This window comes from Roseateles sp. P5_E4, from assembly GCF_054049255.1.
Genome location: NZ_JBFUMS010000013.1, coordinates 190,246 through 211,404, shown reverse-complemented (window position 1 = coordinate 211,404; position 21,159 = coordinate 190,246). Strand labels below are relative to the sequence as shown.

The window sequence follows — 21,159 nt, the reverse complement described above, 5'->3', positions numbered from 1 at the left end:
GATGCACGCCGCCACCGACACGCTGGGCACCCAACCCGTGGTGACCCAGCTCGACGACTTCGACACCCGCTCCGGCTCCTGGGCCGAGCGGCTGCTCTTCAACCATCGGCCCTGGGTGATGCTGCTGTGCCTGCTGGCCACGCTGTGGCTGGGCCAGCAGGCCTTCAAGCTGACGCTCAACGCCAGCTTCGAGAAGACCATCCCGACGTCGCACCCCTACATCGCCAACTACCTGGCGCACAAGGCCGACCTGGGCGGCCAGGGCAATGCGCTGCGCATCGTCGTCGAGGCCAGGAAGGGCACGATCTACGACAAGCACTACCTGGAGGTGCTGCAAAAGATCAGCGACGAGATCTACCTGATGCCGGGCGTGGACCGGCCCTTCATGAAGTCGCTGTGGACCGCGAACACGCGCTGGGTCGCCGTGACCGAGGAGGGCCTGGACGGCAACACCGTCATGGGCGACAGCTACGACGGCTCGCCCGCCGCGCTGGCCGAGGTGCGCGCCAACGTCGAGCGCTCCGGCGAGATCGGCCAGATCGTCGCCGGTGACGCCAAGTCCAGCATCGTCTTCGTGCCCTTGCTCGACGTGAATCCCAAGACCGGCCAGGCGCTGGACTACGGCGAGCTGGGCCGCCAGGTCGAGGCGCTGCGCGCCAAGTACGACAGCGACGCCATCGCGCTGCACGTGACCGGCTTCGCCAAGGTCATGGGCGACCTCATCGAGGGCCTGCAGCAGGTGCTGGTCTTCTTCGCCGTGGCCCTGGTCATCTGCGCCGGCGTGCTGTGGGCCTACACCCGCTGCGTGCGCAGCACCGCGCTCGTCGTCGCCTGCTCGCTCATCGCCGTGGTCTGGCAGTTCGGCCTGCTGGCCTTGCTCGGCTATGCGCTGGACCCGTACTCGGTGCTGGTGCCCTTCCTCGTCTTCGCCATCGGCATGAGCCATGGCGCGCAGAAGATGAACGGCATCATGCAGGACGTTGGCCGCGGCACCCACCGCGTGGTGGCCGCGCGCTACACCTTCCGGCGCCTCTTCGTCGCCGGGCTGACGGCGCTGCTGTGCGACGCCGTCGGCTTCGCGGTGCTGGCCCTGATCAAGATCCAGGCCATCCAGGACCTGGCGCTCGTCGCCAGCATCGGCGTGGCGGTGCTGATCTTCACCAACCTCGTGCTGCTGCCCATCCTGCTGTCCTATGTGGGCGTGGGCGCGGCGGCAGCCAAGCGCAGCCTGCGTGACGACCCCGAGTTCAACCCCAAGGCCGGCAGCTCCTGGATGTGGCGCCAGCTCGACCGCTTCACGCAGCGCGGCCCGGCGCTGGTGGCCCTCGGCGCGTCGGCAGCACTGGCCGTGGCGGGCTATGCCGTCAGCACGCGGCTGCACGTTGGCGACCTGGACCCCGGCGCCCCCGAGCTGCGCGCCGATTCCCGCTACAACCGCGACAACGACTACGTCACCCAGCACTACGCCGCGTCCAGCGACATCCTCGTCGTGATGGTTGCCACGCCGGAAGACCAGTGCACCCGCTACGGCACCTTGGCCAAGGTCGACCAGCTGGCCTGGCAGCTGGAGCAGCTCCCCGGCGTCGAGTCCACCAACTCCATGGCCGCGCTGTCCAAGCTTGCGATGGTGGGCTACAACGAGGGCCAGCTGAAGTGGTACGAGCTGATCCCGAATGACAGCGCACTAGGCGGCGTGCAGACGCGCGCACCGCGCGAGCTGTTCAACCAGGGCTGCTCCTTCCTGTCGCTCTACGTCTACCTGAAGGACCACAAGGCCGAGACGCTGGGAACCGTCGTCGCCACGGTCGAGGACTTCATCGCTAAGAACTCGACGAAGGACGAGCGCTTCATGCTCGCGGCCGGCTCGGCTGGCATCGCCGCGGCGACCAACATCGTCGTCAAGCAGGCGATGAACCAGATGCTGTGGTGGGTCTACGGCGCCGTCGTCGTGCTGTGCTGGGTGACCTTCCGCTCCTGGCGGGCCGTCGTCGTCGCGGTGCTGCCGCTGGTGCTCACGTCCATCCTGTGCGAGGCGCTGATGGTGGGCCTGGGGATGGGCGTCAAGGTCGCCACGCTGCCGGTCATCGCGCTGGGCGTGGGCATTGGCGTGGACTACGCGCTCTACGTGCTCAGCGTCATGCTGGCCCGGCTGCGCGCGGGCGAAAGCCTGTCGGCGGCCTACCTGCACGCGCTGCAGTTCACGGGCCGCGTCGTCATGCTCACCGGCGTCACGCTGGCGCTCGCCGTGGGCACCTGGGCGCTGTCGCCGATCAAGTTCCAGGCCGACATGGGCATCCTGCTGGCCTTCATGTTCGTGTGGAACATGGTGGGAGCGCTGGTGCTGGTGCCGGCGCTCGCGCACTGGCTGCTGAAGCCCGCCAGGATCGCTTGAGATGGCACGGCGGCGGGTCCAGCGTTGGGTGGTGCTGCTGGCACCCCTCCTGCTGGAATTTTGTTTGTCGGTTGCATCGGCGGCCGAGCAGGCGCCGCTGGTGCTGGGCCAGTCGCTGCCGCTGACCGGCGCCGCCTTCCCCATCAGCAATCGCGTGCAGGCCGGTGCCAAGGCGCTGGTGGATCGCGTCAATGCCGGCGGCGGCATCGGCGGACGCTTGCTGGAGTTGGTGACCCTGGACGATGGCGGCGACCCCCAGCGCCGCGCGGCCAACCTGCGCAAGCTTGCCCGCGAGCACCATGCGCTGGCCTTCGTCAACTGCCTGGGCGAGCGCGCCTGCCTGCAGACGGCCGGCCTGGCGCGCGAGCTGAACGTGCCGCTGGTCGGCCCGTTCTCGGGCGCCGCCGCGCTGCATCAGCCGGCCCAGACTATGGTGTTCAGCCTGCGGCCCGATGACCGGCGCGAGGCCGAGGCGCTGGCTGCGCAATTGCGAGCCATCGGTATCGAGCAGGTCGCACTGCTCGGCGACGGTGACGAGCCGGCCCGCGAGCGAGCCCTGTCGGCGGCGTTGCAAGCCGCTGGTATCCGGACCCATGCGCTGGCGATGCAGGCAGATTCCGCCGCCACGCTGCGCGAGCTGGCCGCCGTTGCGCCGCAGGCCCTGGTGCTCAATCTCGGCCCCGAGTCGCTGGACCTGCTGACCCGCCACGAGGCCGCCTGGCGCGCCGCGGTGCCGCTCACCGTGGCGGCACTGTCGTCGCCGGGGCTCACGCAGCTGACGCGGCTGCTGCGCGACCGGCTTATCGGCTTCACCAGCGTCGTGCCCAACCCCGAGATCTCGCAGCTGCCGCTGGTGCGCGAGTTCGAGCGCGACGCGGAAAGCCACGTCGGCCCCGAGGCCATCAGCCTGGAGGGCCTGGCGGCCTACCTGCATCTGCGCGTCTGCGTCGAGGCGCTGCGCCGCGCCGGCAACCGCGTCGACGGGCCTGCGCTGGCGGCCGCGCTGGAGAACCTGGGCGTGCTCGACCTTGGCGGCTTCAGCGTGCGCTTCAGTCCCCGCCAGCACCGCGGCTCCGAGCACGTCGAGATCGGCCTGCGTGGCCGCGACGGGCGCCTGCGTCGATGAACTTATCCACCCCCTCAAAGGAGACCTTCCATGCTTGATCTGCATCTGCAACACGTCCTCGCCCAGGCGGCCGGCGCCCCCGACCTCTGCGACCTGCCGCCCGAGGCCTGTCGCGGCCTGTACCGGCAGATCTGCACGGCAGCCACCGTGCCGCCCGCCGACGTCGACGTGACGCCGCACGAGACCCACTTCGCCGGCCAGGCCGTGCGCGTGCGCATCTACAAACCTCGCGATGCGGCGGGCGCCTTGCCGGTGGCGCTGTACTTCCACGGCGGCGGCTTCGTGCTCGGCGATCTCGAAAGCTATGACGCCGTCTGCCGCCAGCTCTGCGCTGACAGCGGCGCGATGATCGTCAGCGCCGCCTACCGCCTGGCACCTGAGCATCCCTATCCGGCGGCCATCGAGGACAGCTACGCCGCACTCGGCTGGGTGGCCGAAGCCATCCGCAGCTTTGGCGGCGACCCGACCCGCCTGGCCGTGATGGGCGACAGCGCCGGTGCCGCACTGGCCGCCAGCGCCGCTTTGCTGGCGCGCGATGCGGGCGGGCCGTCTATTGCCTTCCAGCTCCTCGTCTATCCGCCGGCGGCCGGCGGCCACGACGGCGACTACCCGTCGCGCGAGCAGCATGCCGCCGGCCCCACGCTGACGAAGCGGACCATGGACTATTTCAGCCGCCACTACTTTGGCGCCACCGGCAAGGCGCCCGACTGGCGCGGCGCGCCGCTGCTCGCGCCCAGCCTCGCCGGCCTGCCGCCCACGCTGCTGCTGCTGGCGGCCCATGACGCGCTGCGTGACGAGGGCATGGCCTACGGCGAGGCGCTCGGCGCGGCTGGCAATGCCGTCACCGTCATCGAGTACCACGGCCTGGCGCACGGCTTCATCAGCATGGCCGGCGCTGTGCCGGCGGCGCGGCTGGCGTTGGGGCAGATGGCGGCGGCGTTGCGGCAGGCCTTGCAGCCGTGATCGGCTGGCGCCGCCCAAGCCATATCGAAACTGGCATGGCTTGAGAGGAAATCGCCATTGGATTGTTGTCGTGGAATGCCGTACACCCGGCAACCACGATAAACGAGACAAGAGACATCCCATGGCATTGAATCGAAGGGGCCTGATCGGCGCCGGCCTCACCGGCATCGCTGCGTCCACGCTGCCCGCCCAGGCGGCCACCACCGCTGCAACGCCGGCCAAAGGCCTGCTGGCTCCCACGCCGCCGATGGGCTGGAACAGCTGGAACAGCTTCGCCACCACCATCAACGAAGCCCAGGCGCGCGAGACCGCCCGCATCATGGCGGACAAGCTGCTGCCGGCCGGCTACAACATCTTCACCATCGACATCCAGTGGTACGAGCCCGGGGCGTCGAGCTACACCTATGCCGCCAACCCCGAGCCGGCGATGGACGGCCACGGCCGGCTGATCCCCGCCGAGAACCGTTTCCCGTCCGCCGCCGGTGGTCGCGGCTTCGCGCCGCTGGCGGCCGACGTGCATGCCATGGGGCTGAAGTTCGGCATCCACCTGATGCGCGGCATCCCGCGCCTGGCCGTGAAGCGCAACCTGCCCATCCTGGGCACGCCCTACCGCGCCGCCGACATTGCCGACACCAGCAGCGTCTGCACCTGGAACCCCGACATGTACGGCGTGGATGTGCGCAAGCCCGGTGCGCAGGCCTACTACAACAGCGTCTTCGCGCTCTATGCGTCGTGGGGCGTGGACTTCATCAAGATGGACGACATGAGTCGCCCCTACGACGCCCATGCGCCAGAGATCGAGGCCGCCCACCGCGCCATCGTCCGCACAAAGCGGCCGATGGCGCTCAGCCTGTCGCCCGGCGAGACGCCCGTGAGCCGCGCCGAGCACGTACGCCAGCATGCGCAAATGTGGCGCATCTCCGACGACTTCTGGGACGACTGGCATGCCCTGGACGCCCAGTTCACGCGGCTGGAGAACTGGAACCCCTGGCGCCGGCCCGGCGCCTGGCCGGACCCGGACATGCTGCCGCTGGGCCGCCTGGCCCTGGGTGAGCGCGACACCAAGTTCACTGCCGATGAGCAGCGCACTCTGATGACGCTGTGGGCCATCACCCGCTCGCCGTTGATCATGGGCGGCGACCTGCGCCACCTGGACGAGCCGACGCTCGCGCTGCTCACCAATCCCGAGGTGCTGGCCGTGGACCAGGCGAGCGCCGACAACCGGCCGCATTTCGTCGAGGACTTCGTGCGCATCTGGTCAGCCCGGCCGGCCGACGGCAAGGGCCGCTACGTCGCGCTGTTCAACCCGACGGACAAGGCCCGCGAGGTCGGCATCGCGCTGCGGGACCTGGGTCTGGACGGCGTGCGCCAGGTGCGCGATCTGTGGGCGCGCAAGCCTCTCGATGCGGCATCGGGCCGGTTCGCCCAGCAGCTGCCGTCGCATGGCGCCGGGCTCTACCGGCTCAGCTGACAGTTCAGCGCGCGACCTTGGCCAGTAGCTCCTGCAGCAGAAGGCGCTCGCCGCTGGACAGCACACGGTCGAGCGCTCCTTCAGCGACCTGCAGCGCCGCGAGGCTTTCGCCGGCCAGGCGCTCGCCTTCGGGCGTGAGCCGCAGGTGCAGCGCGCGGCGGTCGTTGGCGTCGCGTTCGCGCTCGACCCAGCCGCGCTCCTGCAGGCGGTCGAGGATGAGCGTCATCTGCGGTGCCGGCACGCGCAGCAGGTCGCACAGGCGCTTCTGCGTGGTGTTGCGATTCGAGAGGATCAGCTGCAGCAGCGTGAACTCCACCGGCCGCAGGCCAAGCAGCTCGCCCACGCCCTGGCTGAACAGCTGGTTGGTCGTGACGGCCGCGCGCGCGATGGCGTAGCCCAGCGTGTGGGCCAGGCGGGACTGATCGAGGGGAGGGGACTTCTCGCGGGTCGGGCTCATGGGTTCGCAGGATAACCATGGCCTGCCGGTCGCCGTGGCGGTCAAAACTCCTCGGTATCGATCTCGGTCTGTGTGGCGGCGCTGTAGCGCGCGCCGCTGACCGTGTGGCGGTTGATCAGGGCGTCGAGCCGGGCGAGTGTGGCGGCGTCGAGCGCCAGCTGCGGCGCCGCGAGCAGGTCGCCCAGGTGATCGGGGCGCGAGGTGCCGGGGATGGGGACGATGTCGTCACCCTGGTGCAGCAACCAGGCCAGCGCCAACGTGGCCGGCGCGCAGCGCAGCCGGGCCGCTTCTGCTTCGAAAGCGTCCAGCAGGCGCAAGTTGGCGCTGTAGTTCTCGGGCGAGAAGCGCGGCATGGCGCGGCGGATGTCCCTGGGCTCCAGCTTGCTGATGTCGCGCAGCTCGCCGCCGAGAAAGCCGCGCGCCAGCGGGCTGAAGGCGACGAAGGCGGTGCCCAGCTCACGGCAGGCTTTCAACACGGCGATCTCGGCGTTGCGAGTCCACAGCGAGTACTCGGTCTGCAGCGCGGCAATCGGGTGCACCGTATGGGCGCGCTTCAAGGTGGCGGCAGAGACCTCGGACAGGCCCAGCGCGCGAACCTTGCCCGCCTTCACCAGCTCGGCCATCGCGCCGACGCTGTCCTCCACCGGCACCTTGGCGTCGAGCCGGTGCAGATAGAGCACGTCGATGACGTCGGTGCGCAGCCGCTTCAGGCTGGCCTCGACGCTCGCTCGGATCGTCTCCGGCCGACCGTCGATGACGCGCACACCGTCCACGCCTTGCATGCCGCATTTGCTCGTCAGCACGATCCGCTCGCGATGCGGCGCCAGCAGACCACCGAGCAGTTCCTCGTTGGCGCCGAAGCCGTACAGCGCCGCGGTATCGAACAGCGTGACGCCGCCATTGAGCGCGCCGTCCAGCACGGCTGCCGCGACGTCGCGCGATGGCGGTGTGCCATAGGCGTGGCTGAGGTTCATGCAGCCCAGGCCGATGGCCGAGACCTCGAAGGGACCGATGCGGCGTGTCTTCATGCGGCGGCGTTCAGCTGTTGCTCCAACTGGTGCAGCACCCGGTAGCAGGGCAGCACTTGCGCCACGCTGCTGTTGGGCTCGCGGCCCTCGCGGATGGCCGCGAAGAACTCGCGGTCCTGCAGCTCGATGCCGTTCATGGACACGTCCACCGCCGACACGTCGATCTTGTTCTCCTTGCCGTCGAACAGGTCGTCGTAGCGCGCCAGATAGGTGCCGGTGTCGCCGATGTAGCGGAAGAAGGTCCCCAGCGGGCCGTCGTTGTTGAAGGACAGACTCAGCGTGCAGATGGCGCCGTTGGCGGCCTTGAGCTGGATGCTCATGTCCATCGCGATGCCCAGCGTCGGGTGGATGGGGCCTTGCAGCGCATGAGCCTGGACGACCGGGCTCTGCGCCTGGTAGGCGAACAGGTCCACCGTGTGCGCGGCGTGGTGCCACAGCAGGTGGTCGGTCCAGCTGCGCGCCTGGCCGAGTGCATTCATGTTGGTGCGGCGGAAGAAGTAGGTCTGCACGTCCATCTGCTGGACGTTGAACTCGCCGGCCGTGATCTTCTTGTGCACCCACTGGTGGCTGGGGTTGAAGCGCCGCGTGTGGCCGCACATGGCGACCAGGCCGGACTGCTTTGCCACGCTGATGACCTCCTCGCCATCGGCCAGCACGTCGCACAGCGGAATCTCCACCTGCACATGCTTGCCCGCCTTCAGGCAGGCCAGGGTCTGGCTGGCGTGCATCTGCGTGGGCGTGCAGAGGATGACGGCGTCGACTTCGGGCAGAGCCAGCGCATCGGCCAAGTCGGTGGTGACGTGACCGATGCCGTATTTGTTCGCCACCTCGCGGGTCTTGTCCAGGTCACGGCTGATCAGCGAGACGACTTCGACGCCGGCTATGTTCTTGATGCCGTCCAGGTGCTTGATGCCGAAGGCGCCGGCGCCGGCCAGCGCAACACGAATTGGTTGAGTCATGTGTTCTCCAGAATCAGATGGCCGACCGCCGTGTTCGAGGCAGGCACGTGATAGAAGCGATGCGCGACGCGCGGTGCCGAGCCACCGTTGACGTCGGCCATCGCGCCGCGGGCGATCAGCCACATCACCAGCTCGATGCCTTCCGAGCCGGCTTCGCGCACGTACTCGTCGTGCGGTACACGTGACAGGGCGTCGGGCTCGGCGATCAGGCGGTCCAGGAAGCGGTTGTCCCACTCACGGTTGATGAGGCCGGCGCGCGGCCCTTGCAACTGGTGGCTCATGCCGCCGGTGCCCCAGATCTGCACATTCAGGTCCGGCCCGAACGACTCGACCGCGCGGCGGATGGCCTGGCCCAGCATGAAGCAGCGCCGCCCCGACGGCACCGGGTAGTGCACGACATTGACCGCGAACGGGATGACGGTGCAGGGCCAGGCGCCTTTCACCGGGTCGGGCTGGCCGCACATCAACGACAGCGGCACGGTCAGGCCGTGGTCCACGTCCATCTTGTTGACGATGGTCAGGTCGAAATCGTCCTGGATGACGCTGTGCGCGATGTGCGCGGCCAGCTCCGGGTGGCCGATGACGGTCGGCACCGGGCGCGGGCCCCAGCCCTCGTCGGCCGGCTCGAAGCGGGCCGCGGTGCCGATGGCGAAGGTGGGAATCAGGTCGAGGCTGAAGGCCGTCGCGTGGTCGTTGTAGACGAGGAAAACGACGTCCGGGCGGTTGTTGTCGAACCAACGCTTGGACGGCTCATAGCCGGCGAAGACAGGCTGCCAGTAGGGCTCGGTGGTCTTGCCCAGGTCCAGCGCGGCGCCGATGGCGGGCACATGCGAGGTGTAGACGGATGCGGTGATGCGGGCCACGGTTATTTGTTCCCTGCTTTGCCTTGCGGCTGGCGGTGCGCCTGCGCGTCGCCGTCCTCGCCGATGCGGCGGTTGCCTTCCACCGAGCGACCGCCGGAGATCATCATGTTGCGGTACTCCTCTTCGGTCATGCCCGTCATGCTGCCTGCCATCTGCTGGAAGCTCTTGCCGTCGGTCGCGCCGATCTTGGCCAGGAAGTAGATGTTGCCGCCCAGGCGGATGCACTCGTTCAGGTCGCGTGCCAGCACCGCCGCCTTCTGCGCATCGGTCATCGGCCACTCGTCGAGATAGGCGCGCTCGTCGGCCTTGAAGCGGGCGCGGTTGTCGGCCTTCATCAGCGACATGCAGAACTGGTTGAGCCAGTAGCCCTTGCGGGATTGTTCGGCGTCGAAGATGGTGGTGCCGGGGATGTCGGTGTAGGACTTGTCGAGCGGCATCAGCTTTCCTCCGGCCAGTACAGGCGCATGGGGTTGTCCACCAGCAGCCGGCGTTGTAGCTCAGGCGTCGGGGCGATGTGGGGGATGAAGTCGACCAGCAGCCCGTCGTCGGGCATGTGGTCCTTGAGGTTGGGGTGGGGCCAGTCGGTGCCCCACAGCACGCGGTCAGGGAACTCGTCCATGACGCGGCGGGCAAAGGGCAGGACGTCACGATAGGAGGCCTGTTCGCCGTCCAGCGCGCGCGGGCCGGTGACGGACAGGCGCTCGGGGCAGCTGAGCTTGCTCCACACGTTGTCGTTCTCGCGCATGAACTTCAGGAAGAGCTCGAACTCGGGGCCGTCCACTGGTTTGCTCACATCCGGCCGGCCCATGTGGTCGACGACGACGGTGGTGGGCAGCGCGGTGAAGAAGTCCCACAGCTCGGGCAGGTCGGCCGCCTCGAAGTAGATGACGACATGCCAGCCCAGCTTGGCGATGCACGTGGCGATCTCCTGCAACTCATCCTTGGGCGTGAAGTCCACCAGCCGCTTGACGAAGTTGAAGCGAACGCCGCGCACGCCGGCCTCGTGCATGCGTTGCAGCTCGGCATCGCTGATGCCGCGCTTGATGGTGACAACGCCGCGGGCCTTGCCGCCCGAGCTTTGCAGCGCGTCGATCAGCGCGCTGTTGTCGGCGCCATGGCAGGTCGCCTGCACGATGACGTTGCGCGCAAAGCCGAGGTGGTCGCGCAGTGCGAACAACTGTTCCTTGCTGGCGTCGCAGGGCGTGTACTTGCGCTCCGGCGCGAACGGGAACTGCGCGCCGGGGCCGAAGACATGGCAGTGCGCGTCGACGGCGCCGGCCGGGACTTGGAAACGCGGTTTGGAAGGAGCGGCGTACCAGTCCAGCCAGCCGGGGGTCTTGGTGAAGTCCATGGTTTCAGTCGATGTAGCGCAGGCCGGCTTTTTCCAGCGGCTCACGCATCTTGTACATGTCGAGGCCAAGCACGCCGGAAGCCAGCTTGGCGCGCTTCTCGCCTTCGAAGCTCTCGCGCTTGAGGGCGGCTTCCAGCGTGTCGACCGCACGTGCGGACGGCACGCAGACGACGCCATCGTCGTCCGCCACGATGACATCGCCCGGCGTGACCCACATGCCGGCGCAGACGACGGGGATGTTGACCGAGCCCAGCGTGGCCTTGATGGTGCCCTTGCTGCTGATGCACTTGCTCCACACCGGGAAGCCCATCTGCTGCAGCGTCTTCACGTCGCGCACGCCGGCGTCGATGACGAGAGCCCGCGCGCCGCGGGCCTGGAAGGAGGTGGCGAGCAGGTCACCGAAATAGCCGTCGGTGCAGTCGGCGGTGACCGCCGCGACGACGATGTCGCCGGGCTGGATCTGCTCGGCGGCGACATGCATCATCCAGTTGTCGCCGGGTTGCAGCAGCACGGTCACGGCTGTGCCCGAGACCTGCACGCCGGCGTAGATGGGCCGCATATAAGGCTTGAGCAGGCCGACGCGGCCCATGGCCTCGTGCACAGTGGCCGAGCCTAAAGCGGCCAGACCGTCGGCGGCCGTGCGGTCAGCACGGTTGATGTTGCGGTAGACGACGCCGAGTTCGTACATATCAAAGGCCTTTCGCTTTCAATTGAGCATCCAGGCGCGGGAACACGCGGCGGGCATTGCCCTCGTAGACGGCGTGGCGGTCCTCTTCACTGAGGTTGGCCGTGGCCTCGACGTAGCGCTTGGTGTCGTCGTAGTAGTGGCCGGTCTCGGGGTCGATGCCGCGCACGGCGCCGATCATCTCGGACGCGAACAGGATGTTCTTGACCGGGATCACCTTGGTCAACAGGTCGATGCCCGGCTGGTGATAGACGCAGGTGTCGAAGAAGATGTTGTTCAGCAGGTGCTCGCTCAGCAGCGGCTTCTTGAGCTCCTGCGCCAGACCGCGAAAGCGCCCCCAGTGGTAGGGCACCGCGCCGCCACCGTGCGGGATCAGGAACTTCAGCGTCGGGAAGTCCTTGAACAGGTCGCCGGTCAGACACTGCATGAAGGCCGTCGTGTCGGCGTTCAGGTAGTGGGCGCCGGTGGTGTGGAAGCAGGCATTGCAGCTGGTCGACACATGCACCATGGCCGGGATGTCGTACTCGACCATCTGTTCGTAGATGGGGTACCAGTGCCGGTCCGACAGCGGCGGCGACGTCCAGTGGCCGCCGGAGGGATCGGGGTTGAGGTTGATGCCGACATTGCCGTACTCCTCCACGCACTTGACCAGTTCGGGGATGCAGGTCGCCGGGTCCACGCCGGGGGACTGCGGCAGCATGGCCGCGGGCACAAAGTGATCTGGGAAGAGCTGGGCCACGCGGTAGCAGAGCTCGTTGCAGATGGCGGCCCAGGTGGCGGAGGTGTTGAAGTCACCGATGTGGTGGGCCATGAAGCTGGCACGCGGGCTGAAGATGGTCAAGTCCGAGCCGCGCTGCTTCATCAGCTTGAGCTGGTTGGTCTCGATGGACTCGCGCAGCTCGTCGTCGCTGATCTTCAGCTCGCTGGCCTTGGGGGCGCGCGACGGGTCCTTGAGGCCGGCGATCTGCAGGTCGCGCCAGGCGCCGAGGGCCGCCGGTGCGGTGGTGTAGTGGCCGTGGACGTCGATGATCATCAGAGCTTCTCCTTGTTGTCAGTGCGCGAGCGCCGTGCGGGCATCGCGATCGTCGGCGAAGCCATCGGCGTCACGCTTGATCCACAGCGCTGCGGCGGCGAGGGCGCCGGGCACGGCCAGCACCAGGAACACGGTGCCGATGCTGGCATGCATGGCAGCCATTTGGGCCACCAGCAGCGAGCCCAGGATGCCGCCGAAGCGGCCGATGCCCAGCATCCACGACACGCCGGTGGCGCGGGCGTTGGTGGGGTAGAAGGCCGCGGCCAGCGCCGGCAGCGACGACTGCGCGGTGTTCATCAGCACGCCGGCCAGGAAGACGCAGACGACCAGCGCGGCCACGTTGCCCGTCATCTGGCCGATGGACCAGATGGCCACCGACGTCAGCGCAAAGCCCAGGGCGACGATGCGGTTGGGCTCCACGCGGTCCATCAGCCAGCCGAAGAACACGGCGCCCACGCCGCCGAGCGGGAAGAGGGCGGAGATCAGCGTCGCGGTGCGGGGCTCGATGCCGGCCTCCTTGAACAGCAGCGGCATCCAGTTGATCAGCGCATAGAAGATCACCAGGCCCATGAAGTAGGCCACCCACAGCATCAGCGTGCCCAGGCGGTAGGAGCGGGCCAGCACTTGCGCCAGGCCGCCGCGCTCGTTGGTAACGACGCGGGTCTCGCTGAGCGTGAAGCGCTCGATCTGGTGCACCTGCGGGCCGGCAATGCGGGCCAGTGCGGCGCGGATGCGCTCGACCGGCTGGCGGCGCGTGACCATGAAGCGCACCGACTCGGGCAGCAGCGTCAGCAGGCCGACCGTCAGCAGCAGCGGCGCGATGCCGCCCAGCACCAGCACGCTCTGCCAGCCCCATTGCGGGATCATCCACGCGGCCAGGAAACCACCGAAGGCCGCGCCGAGCGGGAAGCCGCAGAACATCAGATTGGTCAGCGTGGAGCGGCGCGCCGTGGGGCAGTACTCGCTCATCAGCGTGACGGCGCTGGGCATGGCCGAGCCCAGGCCCAGGCCGGTGATGAAGCGCAGCACGCTGAGCTCTGTGAGGTTGGTGGCAAAGGCCGAAGCCAGCGTGGCCACGCCAAAGATAAGCACGGTCACCGTCAGCACACGCTTGCGGCCCAGCCGGTCGGCGATGGGGCCGGACAACAGCGCGCCGGCGGCCAGGCCGAAGAGGGCGGCGCTCAGCACCGGCGCCAGCATGGGCTTGGTGACGCCCCAGTCCTTGATCAGCGACGGCGCGATGTAGCCGATGGCCGCGGTGTCGAAACCGTCCAGCAGCACGACGAAGAAGCACAGCGCGAAGACCACCCACTGCCAGCCGGACAGCGGGTGGTCGTCGATGAGGCGCTGCACGTCCACGGCACGCGTGCCGGGAGCGGGGATCGGTGAGGTCTGCAAGCTTGTCTCCTGTTGTCGTTGGGGTCAGCGCGCGTCCGAAGTCGCGCGCATGCCGTGTTGCCGTTTGATCGCCTCGGTGGCGGGGCTGGCCATGAAGTCCAGCAGGGCCAGTGCCGCTTCGGGCTGGGTCGCACGGGCCGTGATGGCGCCGCTGAAGCGGCTGACGATGTCGACCCCCGGCGGCATGCCGCCGAGCAGCGTGATGCCGGAAACATCCATCAGCTCGCTGTACTGCTGGAAGCCCAACTCGACCTCGCCGCTGGCCACCAGGCTGCCGACCGGCACGCCGGGGCGGGCCTGCACGAGGCGGGCCTTCAAGCTGTCGGCCAGGCCCCAGCGCTCGAAGAGCTTCATCAAGGCCGTGCCGCTGGGGCCGGTCGAGTAGCCGATGGTGCGGGCTTGCAGCACGGCGGCGCGCAAGGCGGTTTCCGTGCTGATATCCGGTTGGGCCGAACCGGCACGCACGGCAATGGCGACGCTGGAGTCGGCGATGGCGCGCACGCTGCCGGGCAGCAATCGACCGGCGGCGTCCAGCTTGGCGATGGCATCGCTGGCCAGCACAACCACGTCGAAGGCCTCGCCGTCGTGCACGCGACGCGCGGCATCCACGCCGCCGACAGACTCCAGATGCACGGCGGGCGCGCCGGTCTGCGCATGCGCCTGAGCGAGTGCCGTCAGCAGATGGCGCGTGGCCATGGACGAGATCAGGGTGAGGGCGGTGCTCATGGGGCGCGATTCTTCGCAGTGAAGCTCTGTCACGCTAGGTCTGGCTGCTGCTATCAGCTATAGCGATCCGGCATGGGCTCTGACAAGATGCGGCCCATGACGCTGAACCAGATCGAGTACTTCATCCAGGTGGCCGAGCACGGCAGCTTCAGCAAGGCCGCCTTGGTGCTGGGGGTGGCCCAGCCGGCGCTGAGCCGGCAGGTGAGGGCGCTGGAGACGGAACTGCACGAAACGCTCTTCCTGCGCAACGGCCGCGGCGTGGCGCTGACCGACGCCGGGCGCCGCTTGTTCGAGCATGGCCAGGGCATCCTGCACCTGGTGACGCAGGCGCGCGAGGACCTCAGCGAGCACCGCAACGAGCCGGTGGGCCAGATCGTCGTGGCCATGCCGCCAACCCAGGCGCGCATGCACACGCTGCCGTTGATCAAGGCCTTCAGCGCCAGCTGCCCGCGGGCGCGCCTGGTCATCATGGAAGGCTTCTCGACCCATCTCACCGAGTGGCTGGTGTCGGGCCGGGCGGACCTGGCGCTGGTCTACAACCCCGAGCCGCTGCCGTCACTGGAGATCCTGCCGCTGCGCGAGGAATCACTGCTGCTGCTGAGCCCGCCCGAGGCGGCGCCGAGTGGGCCGCTGACGCTGGCCGAGCTGTCGCGCCTGCCGTTGATCATGCCGCAGCGGGGCCATGTGTTCCGCAAGCGCATGGAGGAGGCCGCTGCGATGGCCGGTGTGCAGCTGCGGGTGGACTGGGAGGTGTCCAGCGTGCCGGCCATCCTCGACCTGGTCGCCGCCGGCCTCGGGCATGCGGCCCTCGGCGAGGACGTGCTGCGTGCCTTCGAACACCCTGAGCGACTGGCCGTCACCCGCTTCAAGGCCAGCGATGTGAAGACGACGCTGTGCCTAGTCACGCCGGCGCTGAAGCGCTCGACGCCGCTGACCCAGCGGACCGCGGCGCTGCTGATGAAGCTGGTGCGCGAGCCCTACCAGGGCAGGCCGACGTAGTTCTCCGCCATCGACGTCATGGCAGCTTCGGAGCTGACGACGTATTCCAGCTCGGCGCGGTGCAGCTTGGCGTCGATCTCGGGCTCATGCGGCAGGTTGTGCATCAGGCTGGTGAACCACCACGAGAAGCGCTCGGCCTTCCAGATGCGCGACAGGCAGCGCGACGAGTAATGCTCGATGCCGGCCTCGCTGCGTTCGCGGTAATGCTCAATCAGCGCCTGCGACAGATAGCGCACGTCGGACGCTGCGAGGTTCAGCCCCTTGGCGCCCGTGGGCGGCACGATGTGGGCGGCGTCGCCCGCCAGGAAGAGCCGGCCAAAGCGCATCGGCTCGGCGACAAAACTGCGCAGCGGCGCGATGCTCTTTTCCAGTGACGGGCCGGTGACGAGAGCGGCTGCCGCCGCGGGGTCCATGCGCGCGCGCAGCTCGTTCCAGAAGCGCTCGTCGCTCCAGTCGCCCACTTGCTCGGTCAGCGGCACCTGCAGGTAGTAGCGGCTGCGCGTGCTGGAGCGCATGCTGCACAGCGTGAAGCCGCGCTCGTGGCGGCCGTAGATCAGTTCGTGCGAGACCGGCGGCGTGTCGCTCAGCATGCCTAGCCAGCCAAAGGGGTAGACCTTCTCGTGCGTCTGGATGGCCTTGGTCGGCACGCTGGCGCGGCTGACGCCGTGATAGCCGTCGCAGCCGGCGATGTAGTCGCACAGGATCTCGATGCGTTCGCCGTCCACCGTGCAACGAGCACCCGGTGCATCGCCGTCGAAGCCGAACAACTCGACGTCGGATGCCGAGTACAGCGTCTGCTCGCCCACCGCCGCGCGGGCTTCCATCAAGTCGCGCGTCACCTCGGTCTGGCCATAGACCATCACCGACTTGCCGCCGGTCAGCCGGCTCAGGTCGATGTGATGGCGCTGGCCGTCGAACATCAGCTCGAAGCCGTGGTGCACCAGACCTTCGGCATGCATGCGCGCGCCGACGCCAGCTTCATCCAGCAGATCGACGGTCGTCTGTTCCAGCACGCCGGCGCGGATGCGGCCGAGCACATAGTCGCCCGTCTGGCGTTCGACGATCAGGTTGGCCACGCCGGCCTTGTGCAGCAATTGGCCGAGCAGCAAACCCGACGGCCCCGCGCCGACGATGAGCACCTGGGTGCGCAATGTCTTCATGTCTCGCTCCGTTCTTGTCAGATACCTGTGAGCGTAGGCCGGTGGGGGTGTAGGAACAATGGACGACAGGAACGTGCGCTTGCACAATTCGAACCTATGTCAAGGTCTCAAGCCCGTTCCTCACCACCTCTGTATGAGCTTTATGGCGAGCTGGGGCGGGATGAAGCGCTGGATGGTCTCCACATGGAGTCCATCGCCGATCGCAGCCGATTGCACAATTGGGAAATCCAGCCGCATCGGCATGCGGCGCTGGTGCAGCTGCTGCTGATCGAGTCCGGCACGGCGCGCGTGCAGATCGACGGGCAGCTGCTGGAGCTGCGTGCGCCCGCCGTCGTCTGGGTACCGATGCTGGTGGTGCATGGCTTCGCGTTCTCGCCGGAAACTGAGGGGCACGTCATCACGCTGGACCAGGCGCGGATCAGGAGCCTGATCGGCGGCTCGCGCGGCCTCTGGGAAGGCTTGGGAGCCTCGCGCGGCGTGGCATTGGAAGCCGGCTCACCCCACGCGCAGACGCTACTTGCGATTGCCCGCGTGCTGCGTGCCGATTACGCCTGCACGTCGCCCTGGCGCGCCCAGGTGCTTGACGGCGCTGTGCTGATGGCTGCCGCCCTCATAGCCCGGCTGCCTGCGCTTGCTGCGGAAGCGGCGGAAACTGCCGAGCCCGAAGGTCGGGCCATGCAGCATCTGGCGCGCTACCGCGAGCAGGTCGAGCGCCACTACCGCAGCCACCCGACGCTGGACATGCTGGCGGCGCCGCTGGGCATCACGACGACGCAGCTCACCCGCCTGTGCCGCCAGCATCTGCACTGTTCGGCGCTTGACGTGCTGCACCAGCGGCTGTTGCTCGAGGCCAAGCGCGAACTGAGCTATACGACGTTGCAGGTGCGCCAGATCGCCGATGGTCTGGGCTTTGCGGACCCGGCCTACTTCACGCGCTTCTTCCAGCGGCTGACGGGGCAGTCCCCGAGTGGCTGGCGGGCCGACATGGCGTCGCGCTCGATGGTTACCCGACATCATTGAGCGCTGCCAGAACCCTGCGAATTTGCATACCTTCTCAGATGCGTGGCCGTCTCACCTGAGCCCGTCGCGGCCATCTCCGCCACGGGGCCCTCGAACACCACGCGACCGCCGAATCGGCCAGCTTCCGGCCCCATGTCGATCAGCCAGTCTGCCTGGGCGATCATGTCCAGCTGATGTTCGATCACGACAACGGTGGCGCCGCGTTCGATGAGTTGGTCGAGCAATCGAAACAATCGATCGATGTCCGAAAGATGCAGGCCTGAGGTGGGTTCGTCGAACACATAGATTCGGCCCGACTGGCCCAGCTCCGTGGCCAGCTTCAGGCGTTGCCGTTCCCCGCCCGACAGGCTGGACAAAGGTTGGCCGAGCGACAGGTAGGCGAGCCCGACTTCATCGAGGCGGGCCAGCGCAGGCGCGATCTCCGGTTCGGCAAAGAAGGCGCTTGCTTCAGCCACGCGCATCGCCAGCACTTCGGCGATGTTCTTGCCGCGCAGGCGGTACTGAAGAGCTTCGTCAGTGAACCGGCGCCCTCGGCAGCGCTCACAGATGCTGACGATGGGCTCCATGAATGCGAGGTCTGTCTCCGTGGTGCCAAGGCCTTTGCACACGGGACAGGCGCCGCCCGAGTTGGCGCTGAACAGCGACGCGCTGGCCGCATTCGCCTGGGCAAAAAGGCTCCGGATGGGATCGAGGATGCCTGTGTAGGTCGCCGTGTTCGAGCGACGCGAACCTGTGATGGCACCCTGGTCGATGCACACGACCTCGGGGTAGGTGCGGGCGAAAGCGGCGTTGATCAGGCTGCTCTTGCCCGAACCGGCCACGCCTGTCACGACCGTCAGGACGCCCATCGGGATCGATACGCTCACGTCCTTCAGGTTGTGCTGAGTGGCGTGCGTGATCGGCAGCCAACCCGATGGAGTGCGCGGTGTGGTGTTGATGCGCGCCGGGCGAGCCAGGCTGCGCCCCGTGGGCGTGTCGGCCTGCCGCAGGGCCTGCACATCGCCCTCGAAGACCACGGTGCCGCCTGCGTCCCCAGCGCCCGGGCCAATGTCGGCGACGTGGTCCGCCGCCACGATGACGTCGGGGTCGTGTTCCACCACCAGCACCGTGTTGCCCTTGTCGCACAGGTGGCGCAACAGCTTGTTCAGGCGCGCAACGTCGCGCGGGTGCAAGCCCACGCTGGGTTCGTCGAAGATGTAGCTCATGTCGCTGAGGCCGCTGCCCAGGTGGCGAACCATCTTCACGCGTTGGGATTCCCCGCCCGACAGGCTCGTCGTTTCGCGACCGAGGCTCAGGTAGCCCAAACCGATGTCAACCAGATGCTGTACCCGGTAGGCCAGCGCCGGCACCATGCTGGCGGCAAGCGGCGCATCGACCTGGCCGATGACGGCCAGCAACTCACCCACCTCCATCTCGCACCAGTCGGCGATGTTCCTGCCGTCAATGCGGCAACTCAACACCTTCTCGTTGAGGCGCGCCCCGTGGCACCGCGGGCAAGGGCCGGCCGTCACCAACCGATCCCATTCGGCGCGGTCCAGCCCTTTGACCTCGCTGATGTTGCGGGTCAGGAAGTTGCGGCGGATGCGCGGCAGCACGCCCTCGTAGCGGCTGGTCGGTGGCCAGCCTGGCCCGGGGTTCAGGATGGGTACGTCCTGCGCATGGAGCAGCGTCTCCCACTCCTCGTCGGTGTAGTCCTTCAGCGGCTTGTCGTTGTCGAACAGGCCGCTGTGGACATAGCGCTTCCAGCGGTAGCCGCCGACGGCGAACGCGCTGAAGCGGATTGCTCCCTGGTTGAGCGAGCGCTGCCTGTCGAACAGCCGGTCGATGTCGATGGTGTCGACCTTCCCCAGGCCCTCGCATCGCGGGCACATGCCGTCAGGGTGGTTGAACGAGAAGATGTTGGAGTAGCCGACGAAGGGCTGCCCCACCCGCGAGAACAGCAGGCGGATCAGCGCGAGGATGTCGGTGGCCGTGCCGACCGTGGAGCGCGCATTGCCACCCAGGCGGCGTTGATCGATGACGATGGCCGCACAGAGGTTCTCCAGCACGTCGGCATCGGGCTGGGCGTGGTGCGGCAGGCGGTGCCTCACGAAGGTGGAAAAAGTGTCGTTCAGCTGCCGCTGCGACTCGGCTGCAATGGTGTCGAAAACGAGTGAAGACTTGCCCGAGCCCGAGACTCCTGTGAACACGGTGATGTGCTTCTTCGGGATGTCGACGCTGACGTTGCGCAGATTGTTCTCTCGGGCACCGACGATGCGGATGAAGTCGGTGGACGGCGATGGATGTTTCAGCACGGAGGAGCTCTTTGCCTGCATGGACAGCGGCGGCAATCAATGTGCCCAGCTGCGGCGAATGCCTAGCAAACGTTCGTCCTGCCTCTGCCAGGGCAGAGCGCTGCCTGACCCTGCGGGGGTGCTCGACTGCTGGAAGCGATTTGGCCCTGACGTGAACATCGTCCAATGAAACCTCACCTCGCGCGCCAGTCGGATTGACGAGAGGTTTGCAGACCTTCTCTAGCGCCTGGTGCCGGGCGATGACCAGGATTGCGACTCCGCTGTGGCGCGCTCAAAATGATTCAGATGGACCTGGGGCCTTCAATTGTTCATCGTCGGTTGATCAGCCGTCGTGCCGCGATGCTGGGCTTGGGTGCCACCCTCGCTGCCCCGTCCATCGCAGGCCAGCTTCTTGAAGTCGTGTATCCACGTACGCACGAACGGCCCACCGACGGTACGCCGTTCAAATTGCTGACAGCCGCGTTGGAGGCTTCTGGACGTCCCCACACTCTTCGAGTGAGCGAGGCGCCGCTGCCGTCGATGAGGGCTTTTTTGGAACTCAAAGGCGGCGGTGTCAATGTCATGGACACGGGTGCATCGCCAAAGGTGGCTGAGCGTACTCGGATCCTCCCCTTTCCACTGGATCTAGGACTGAGCGGCTACCGCCTCATGCTGGTACGTCGCGATCGACTCGACCGCCTGAGGGCCGTGCGTGAACACGATGACCTTCGGCAATTGGTTTTCGGTCAGGGGCCTGATTGGGTGGACTCCAGCATTCTGCGAGCCGCTGGGCTCAAGGTGCAGGAGGCAGAGTTCTTGCACCTGTTCCGTATGCTGCAGGCGGGTCGATTCGATGCCTTCCCGCTGGGAGCCGATGAGGCTGGCATGTTGCTGGACATGTTCGGCCACCTGGCGCCATCGGTAGTGTTGTTCGAGGATTGGTGTGTTCACTACCGGTTCGCGCGCGTCTTCGCTGTGCGTCGAGACGAACCGGCGCTGGCTGATGCTTTGAACGAAGGCCTGAGCAGACTTTTCGTCACGGGCCGCGCGAGAGAAATCCTGGCTCGGGATGCTCGCATCGGCCCGCTGCTCGACGGCCGCAGACGGCTACCTGCGTCAGTCTTTGAACTCGACAACCCCCTCTGGACGGCGCCCTTCCGGGCGATTCCCGAAGCATTGTTTTTCAAGCCGCACTGACCAACGGCCGCGGCGAAATCCGTTCCTTCCCCGGTAGGCAGCGCAAAACGGCGGGCTG

19 protein-coding genes are annotated in these 21,159 nt (G+C 67.6%); 7 read left to right on the top strand and 12 right to left on the bottom strand.

What is annotated here, in order from left to right; translation table 11 throughout:
* Window position 1 precedes the first annotated feature (1 nt).
* The 4 genes from ACXJLH_RS23695 (at window position 2) to ACXJLH_RS23680 (ending at window position 5,952) form a co-directional block, all read left to right on the top strand.
* Window positions 2–2,392, top strand: a complete 2,391-nt coding sequence (locus ACXJLH_RS23695; RefSeq protein ID WP_457446662.1) for an efflux RND transporter permease subunit — start codon at window positions 2–4, stop codon at window positions 2,390–2,392.
* A 64-nt stretch (window positions 2,393–2,456) separates the two neighbouring features.
* Window positions 2,457–3,518 carry an ABC transporter substrate-binding protein gene (locus ACXJLH_RS23690; protein ID WP_457446661.1) on the top strand — a complete coding sequence of 354 codons (1,062 nt, stop codon included), beginning with the start codon at window positions 2,457–2,459 and terminating at the stop codon, window positions 3,516–3,518.
* A gap of 30 nt (window positions 3,519–3,548) precedes the next feature.
* Window positions 3,549–4,481 (top strand): alpha/beta hydrolase, encoded by a 933-nt coding sequence (locus ACXJLH_RS23685; protein WP_457446659.1) that lies wholly within the window; start codon window positions 3,549–3,551, stop codon window positions 4,479–4,481.
* 121 nt (window positions 4,482–4,602) lie between these two features.
* Entirely contained in the window at window positions 4,603–5,952 is a 1,350-nt protein-coding gene (locus ACXJLH_RS23680) for a glycoside hydrolase family 27 protein (protein WP_457446657.1), read from the top strand.
* Window positions 5,953–5,956: 4 nt separating this feature from the next.
* On the opposite strand, the gene ACXJLH_RS23675 is transcribed toward ACXJLH_RS23680, so the two are convergent.
* From ACXJLH_RS23675 to ACXJLH_RS23630, 10 genes are read right to left on the bottom strand one after another with little or no spacing between them, the layout of a single operon-like run.
* The gene (locus tag ACXJLH_RS23675; protein WP_457446656.1) at window positions 5,957–6,409 is read right to left on the bottom strand and encodes a MarR family winged helix-turn-helix transcriptional regulator; all 453 of its coding nucleotides are present in this window, start codon (window positions 6,407–6,409) and stop codon (window positions 5,957–5,959) included.
* 41 nt (window positions 6,410–6,450) lie between these two features.
* Window positions 6,451–7,437, bottom strand: a complete 987-nt coding sequence (locus tag ACXJLH_RS23670; protein ID WP_457446654.1) for an aldo/keto reductase — start codon at window positions 7,435–7,437, stop codon at window positions 6,451–6,453.
* Complete coding sequence (locus ACXJLH_RS23665) at window positions 7,434–8,396, bottom strand: Gfo/Idh/MocA family oxidoreductase (protein ID WP_457446652.1); 963 nt, start codon at window positions 8,394–8,396, stop codon at window positions 7,434–7,436. Before ACXJLH_RS23665 ends, ACXJLH_RS23670 begins: the two co-directional genes overlap by 4 nt.
* On the bottom strand, window positions 8,393–9,259 hold the full coding sequence (locus tag ACXJLH_RS23660) for a class III extradiol dioxygenase subunit beta (protein ID WP_457446650.1): 867 nt from the start codon (window positions 9,257–9,259) through the stop codon (window positions 8,393–8,395). Before ACXJLH_RS23660 ends, ACXJLH_RS23665 begins: the two co-directional genes overlap by 4 nt.
* A 2-nt stretch (window positions 9,260–9,261) precedes the next feature.
* Entirely contained in the window at window positions 9,262–9,696 is a 435-nt protein-coding gene (gene ligA, locus ACXJLH_RS23655) for a protocatechuate 4,5-dioxygenase subunit alpha (protein WP_457446649.1), read from the bottom strand.
* Window positions 9,696–10,610 carry an amidohydrolase family protein gene (locus ACXJLH_RS23650; protein ID WP_457446647.1) on the bottom strand — a complete coding sequence of 305 codons (915 nt, stop codon included), beginning with the start codon at window positions 10,608–10,610 and terminating at the stop codon, window positions 9,696–9,698. Before ACXJLH_RS23650 ends, ligA begins: the two co-directional genes overlap by 1 nt.
* A 4-nt stretch (window positions 10,611–10,614) precedes the next feature.
* Window positions 10,615–11,298, bottom strand: a complete 684-nt coding sequence (ligK, locus tag ACXJLH_RS23645; protein ID WP_457446645.1) for a 4-carboxy-4-hydroxy-2-oxoadipate aldolase/oxaloacetate decarboxylase — start codon at window positions 11,296–11,298, stop codon at window positions 10,615–10,617.
* A gap of 1 nt (window position 11,299) precedes the next feature.
* On the bottom strand, window positions 11,300–12,328 hold the full coding sequence (locus ACXJLH_RS23640; protein ID WP_457446644.1) for an amidohydrolase family protein: 1,029 nt from the start codon (window positions 12,326–12,328) through the stop codon (window positions 11,300–11,302).
* Between the two features lie 18 nt (window positions 12,329–12,346).
* A complete protein-coding gene (locus ACXJLH_RS23635) occupies window positions 12,347–13,726 on the bottom strand; it encodes an MFS transporter (RefSeq protein ID WP_457446642.1) in 1,380 nt (459 codons plus the stop codon).
* Between the two features lie 24 nt (window positions 13,727–13,750).
* A complete protein-coding gene (locus tag ACXJLH_RS23630) occupies window positions 13,751–14,452 on the bottom strand; it encodes a substrate-binding domain-containing protein (protein ID WP_457446640.1) in 702 nt (233 codons plus the stop codon).
* A 72-nt stretch (window positions 14,453–14,524) separates the two neighbouring features.
* On the opposite strand from ACXJLH_RS23630, the gene ACXJLH_RS23625 reads away from it, so the two are divergent.
* Entirely contained in the window at window positions 14,525–15,451 is a 927-nt protein-coding gene (locus ACXJLH_RS23625; RefSeq protein ID WP_457446638.1) for a LysR family transcriptional regulator, read from the top strand.
* On the opposite strand, the gene pobA is transcribed toward ACXJLH_RS23625, so the two are convergent.
* Window positions 15,430–16,602 (bottom strand): 4-hydroxybenzoate 3-monooxygenase, encoded by a 1,173-nt coding sequence (pobA, locus tag ACXJLH_RS23620; RefSeq protein ID WP_457446694.1) that lies wholly within the window; start codon window positions 16,600–16,602, stop codon window positions 15,430–15,432. The genes ACXJLH_RS23625 and pobA overlap by 22 nt on opposite strands.
* A gap of 192 nt (window positions 16,603–16,794) precedes the next feature.
* Here pobA and ACXJLH_RS23615 point away from each other — a divergent pair, with 192 nt between their 5' ends.
* Entirely contained in the window at window positions 16,795–17,631 is an 837-nt protein-coding gene (locus tag ACXJLH_RS23615; protein WP_457446637.1) for a helix-turn-helix domain-containing protein, read from the top strand.
* On the opposite strand, the gene ACXJLH_RS23610 is transcribed toward ACXJLH_RS23615, so the two are convergent.
* Window positions 17,625–19,925, bottom strand: coding sequence for an ATP-binding cassette domain-containing protein (locus ACXJLH_RS23610; RefSeq protein WP_457446635.1), 2,301 nt, complete (start codon window positions 19,923–19,925; stop codon window positions 17,625–17,627). The genes ACXJLH_RS23615 and ACXJLH_RS23610 overlap by 7 nt on opposite strands.
* Before the next feature lie 276 nt (window positions 19,926–20,201).
* Here ACXJLH_RS23610 and ACXJLH_RS23605 point away from each other — a divergent pair, with 276 nt between their 5' ends.
* Window positions 20,202–21,101 carry a hypothetical protein gene (locus ACXJLH_RS23605; protein WP_457446633.1) on the top strand — a complete coding sequence of 300 codons (900 nt, stop codon included), beginning with the start codon at window positions 20,202–20,204 and terminating at the stop codon, window positions 21,099–21,101.
* Window positions 21,102–21,159 lie beyond the last annotated feature (58 nt).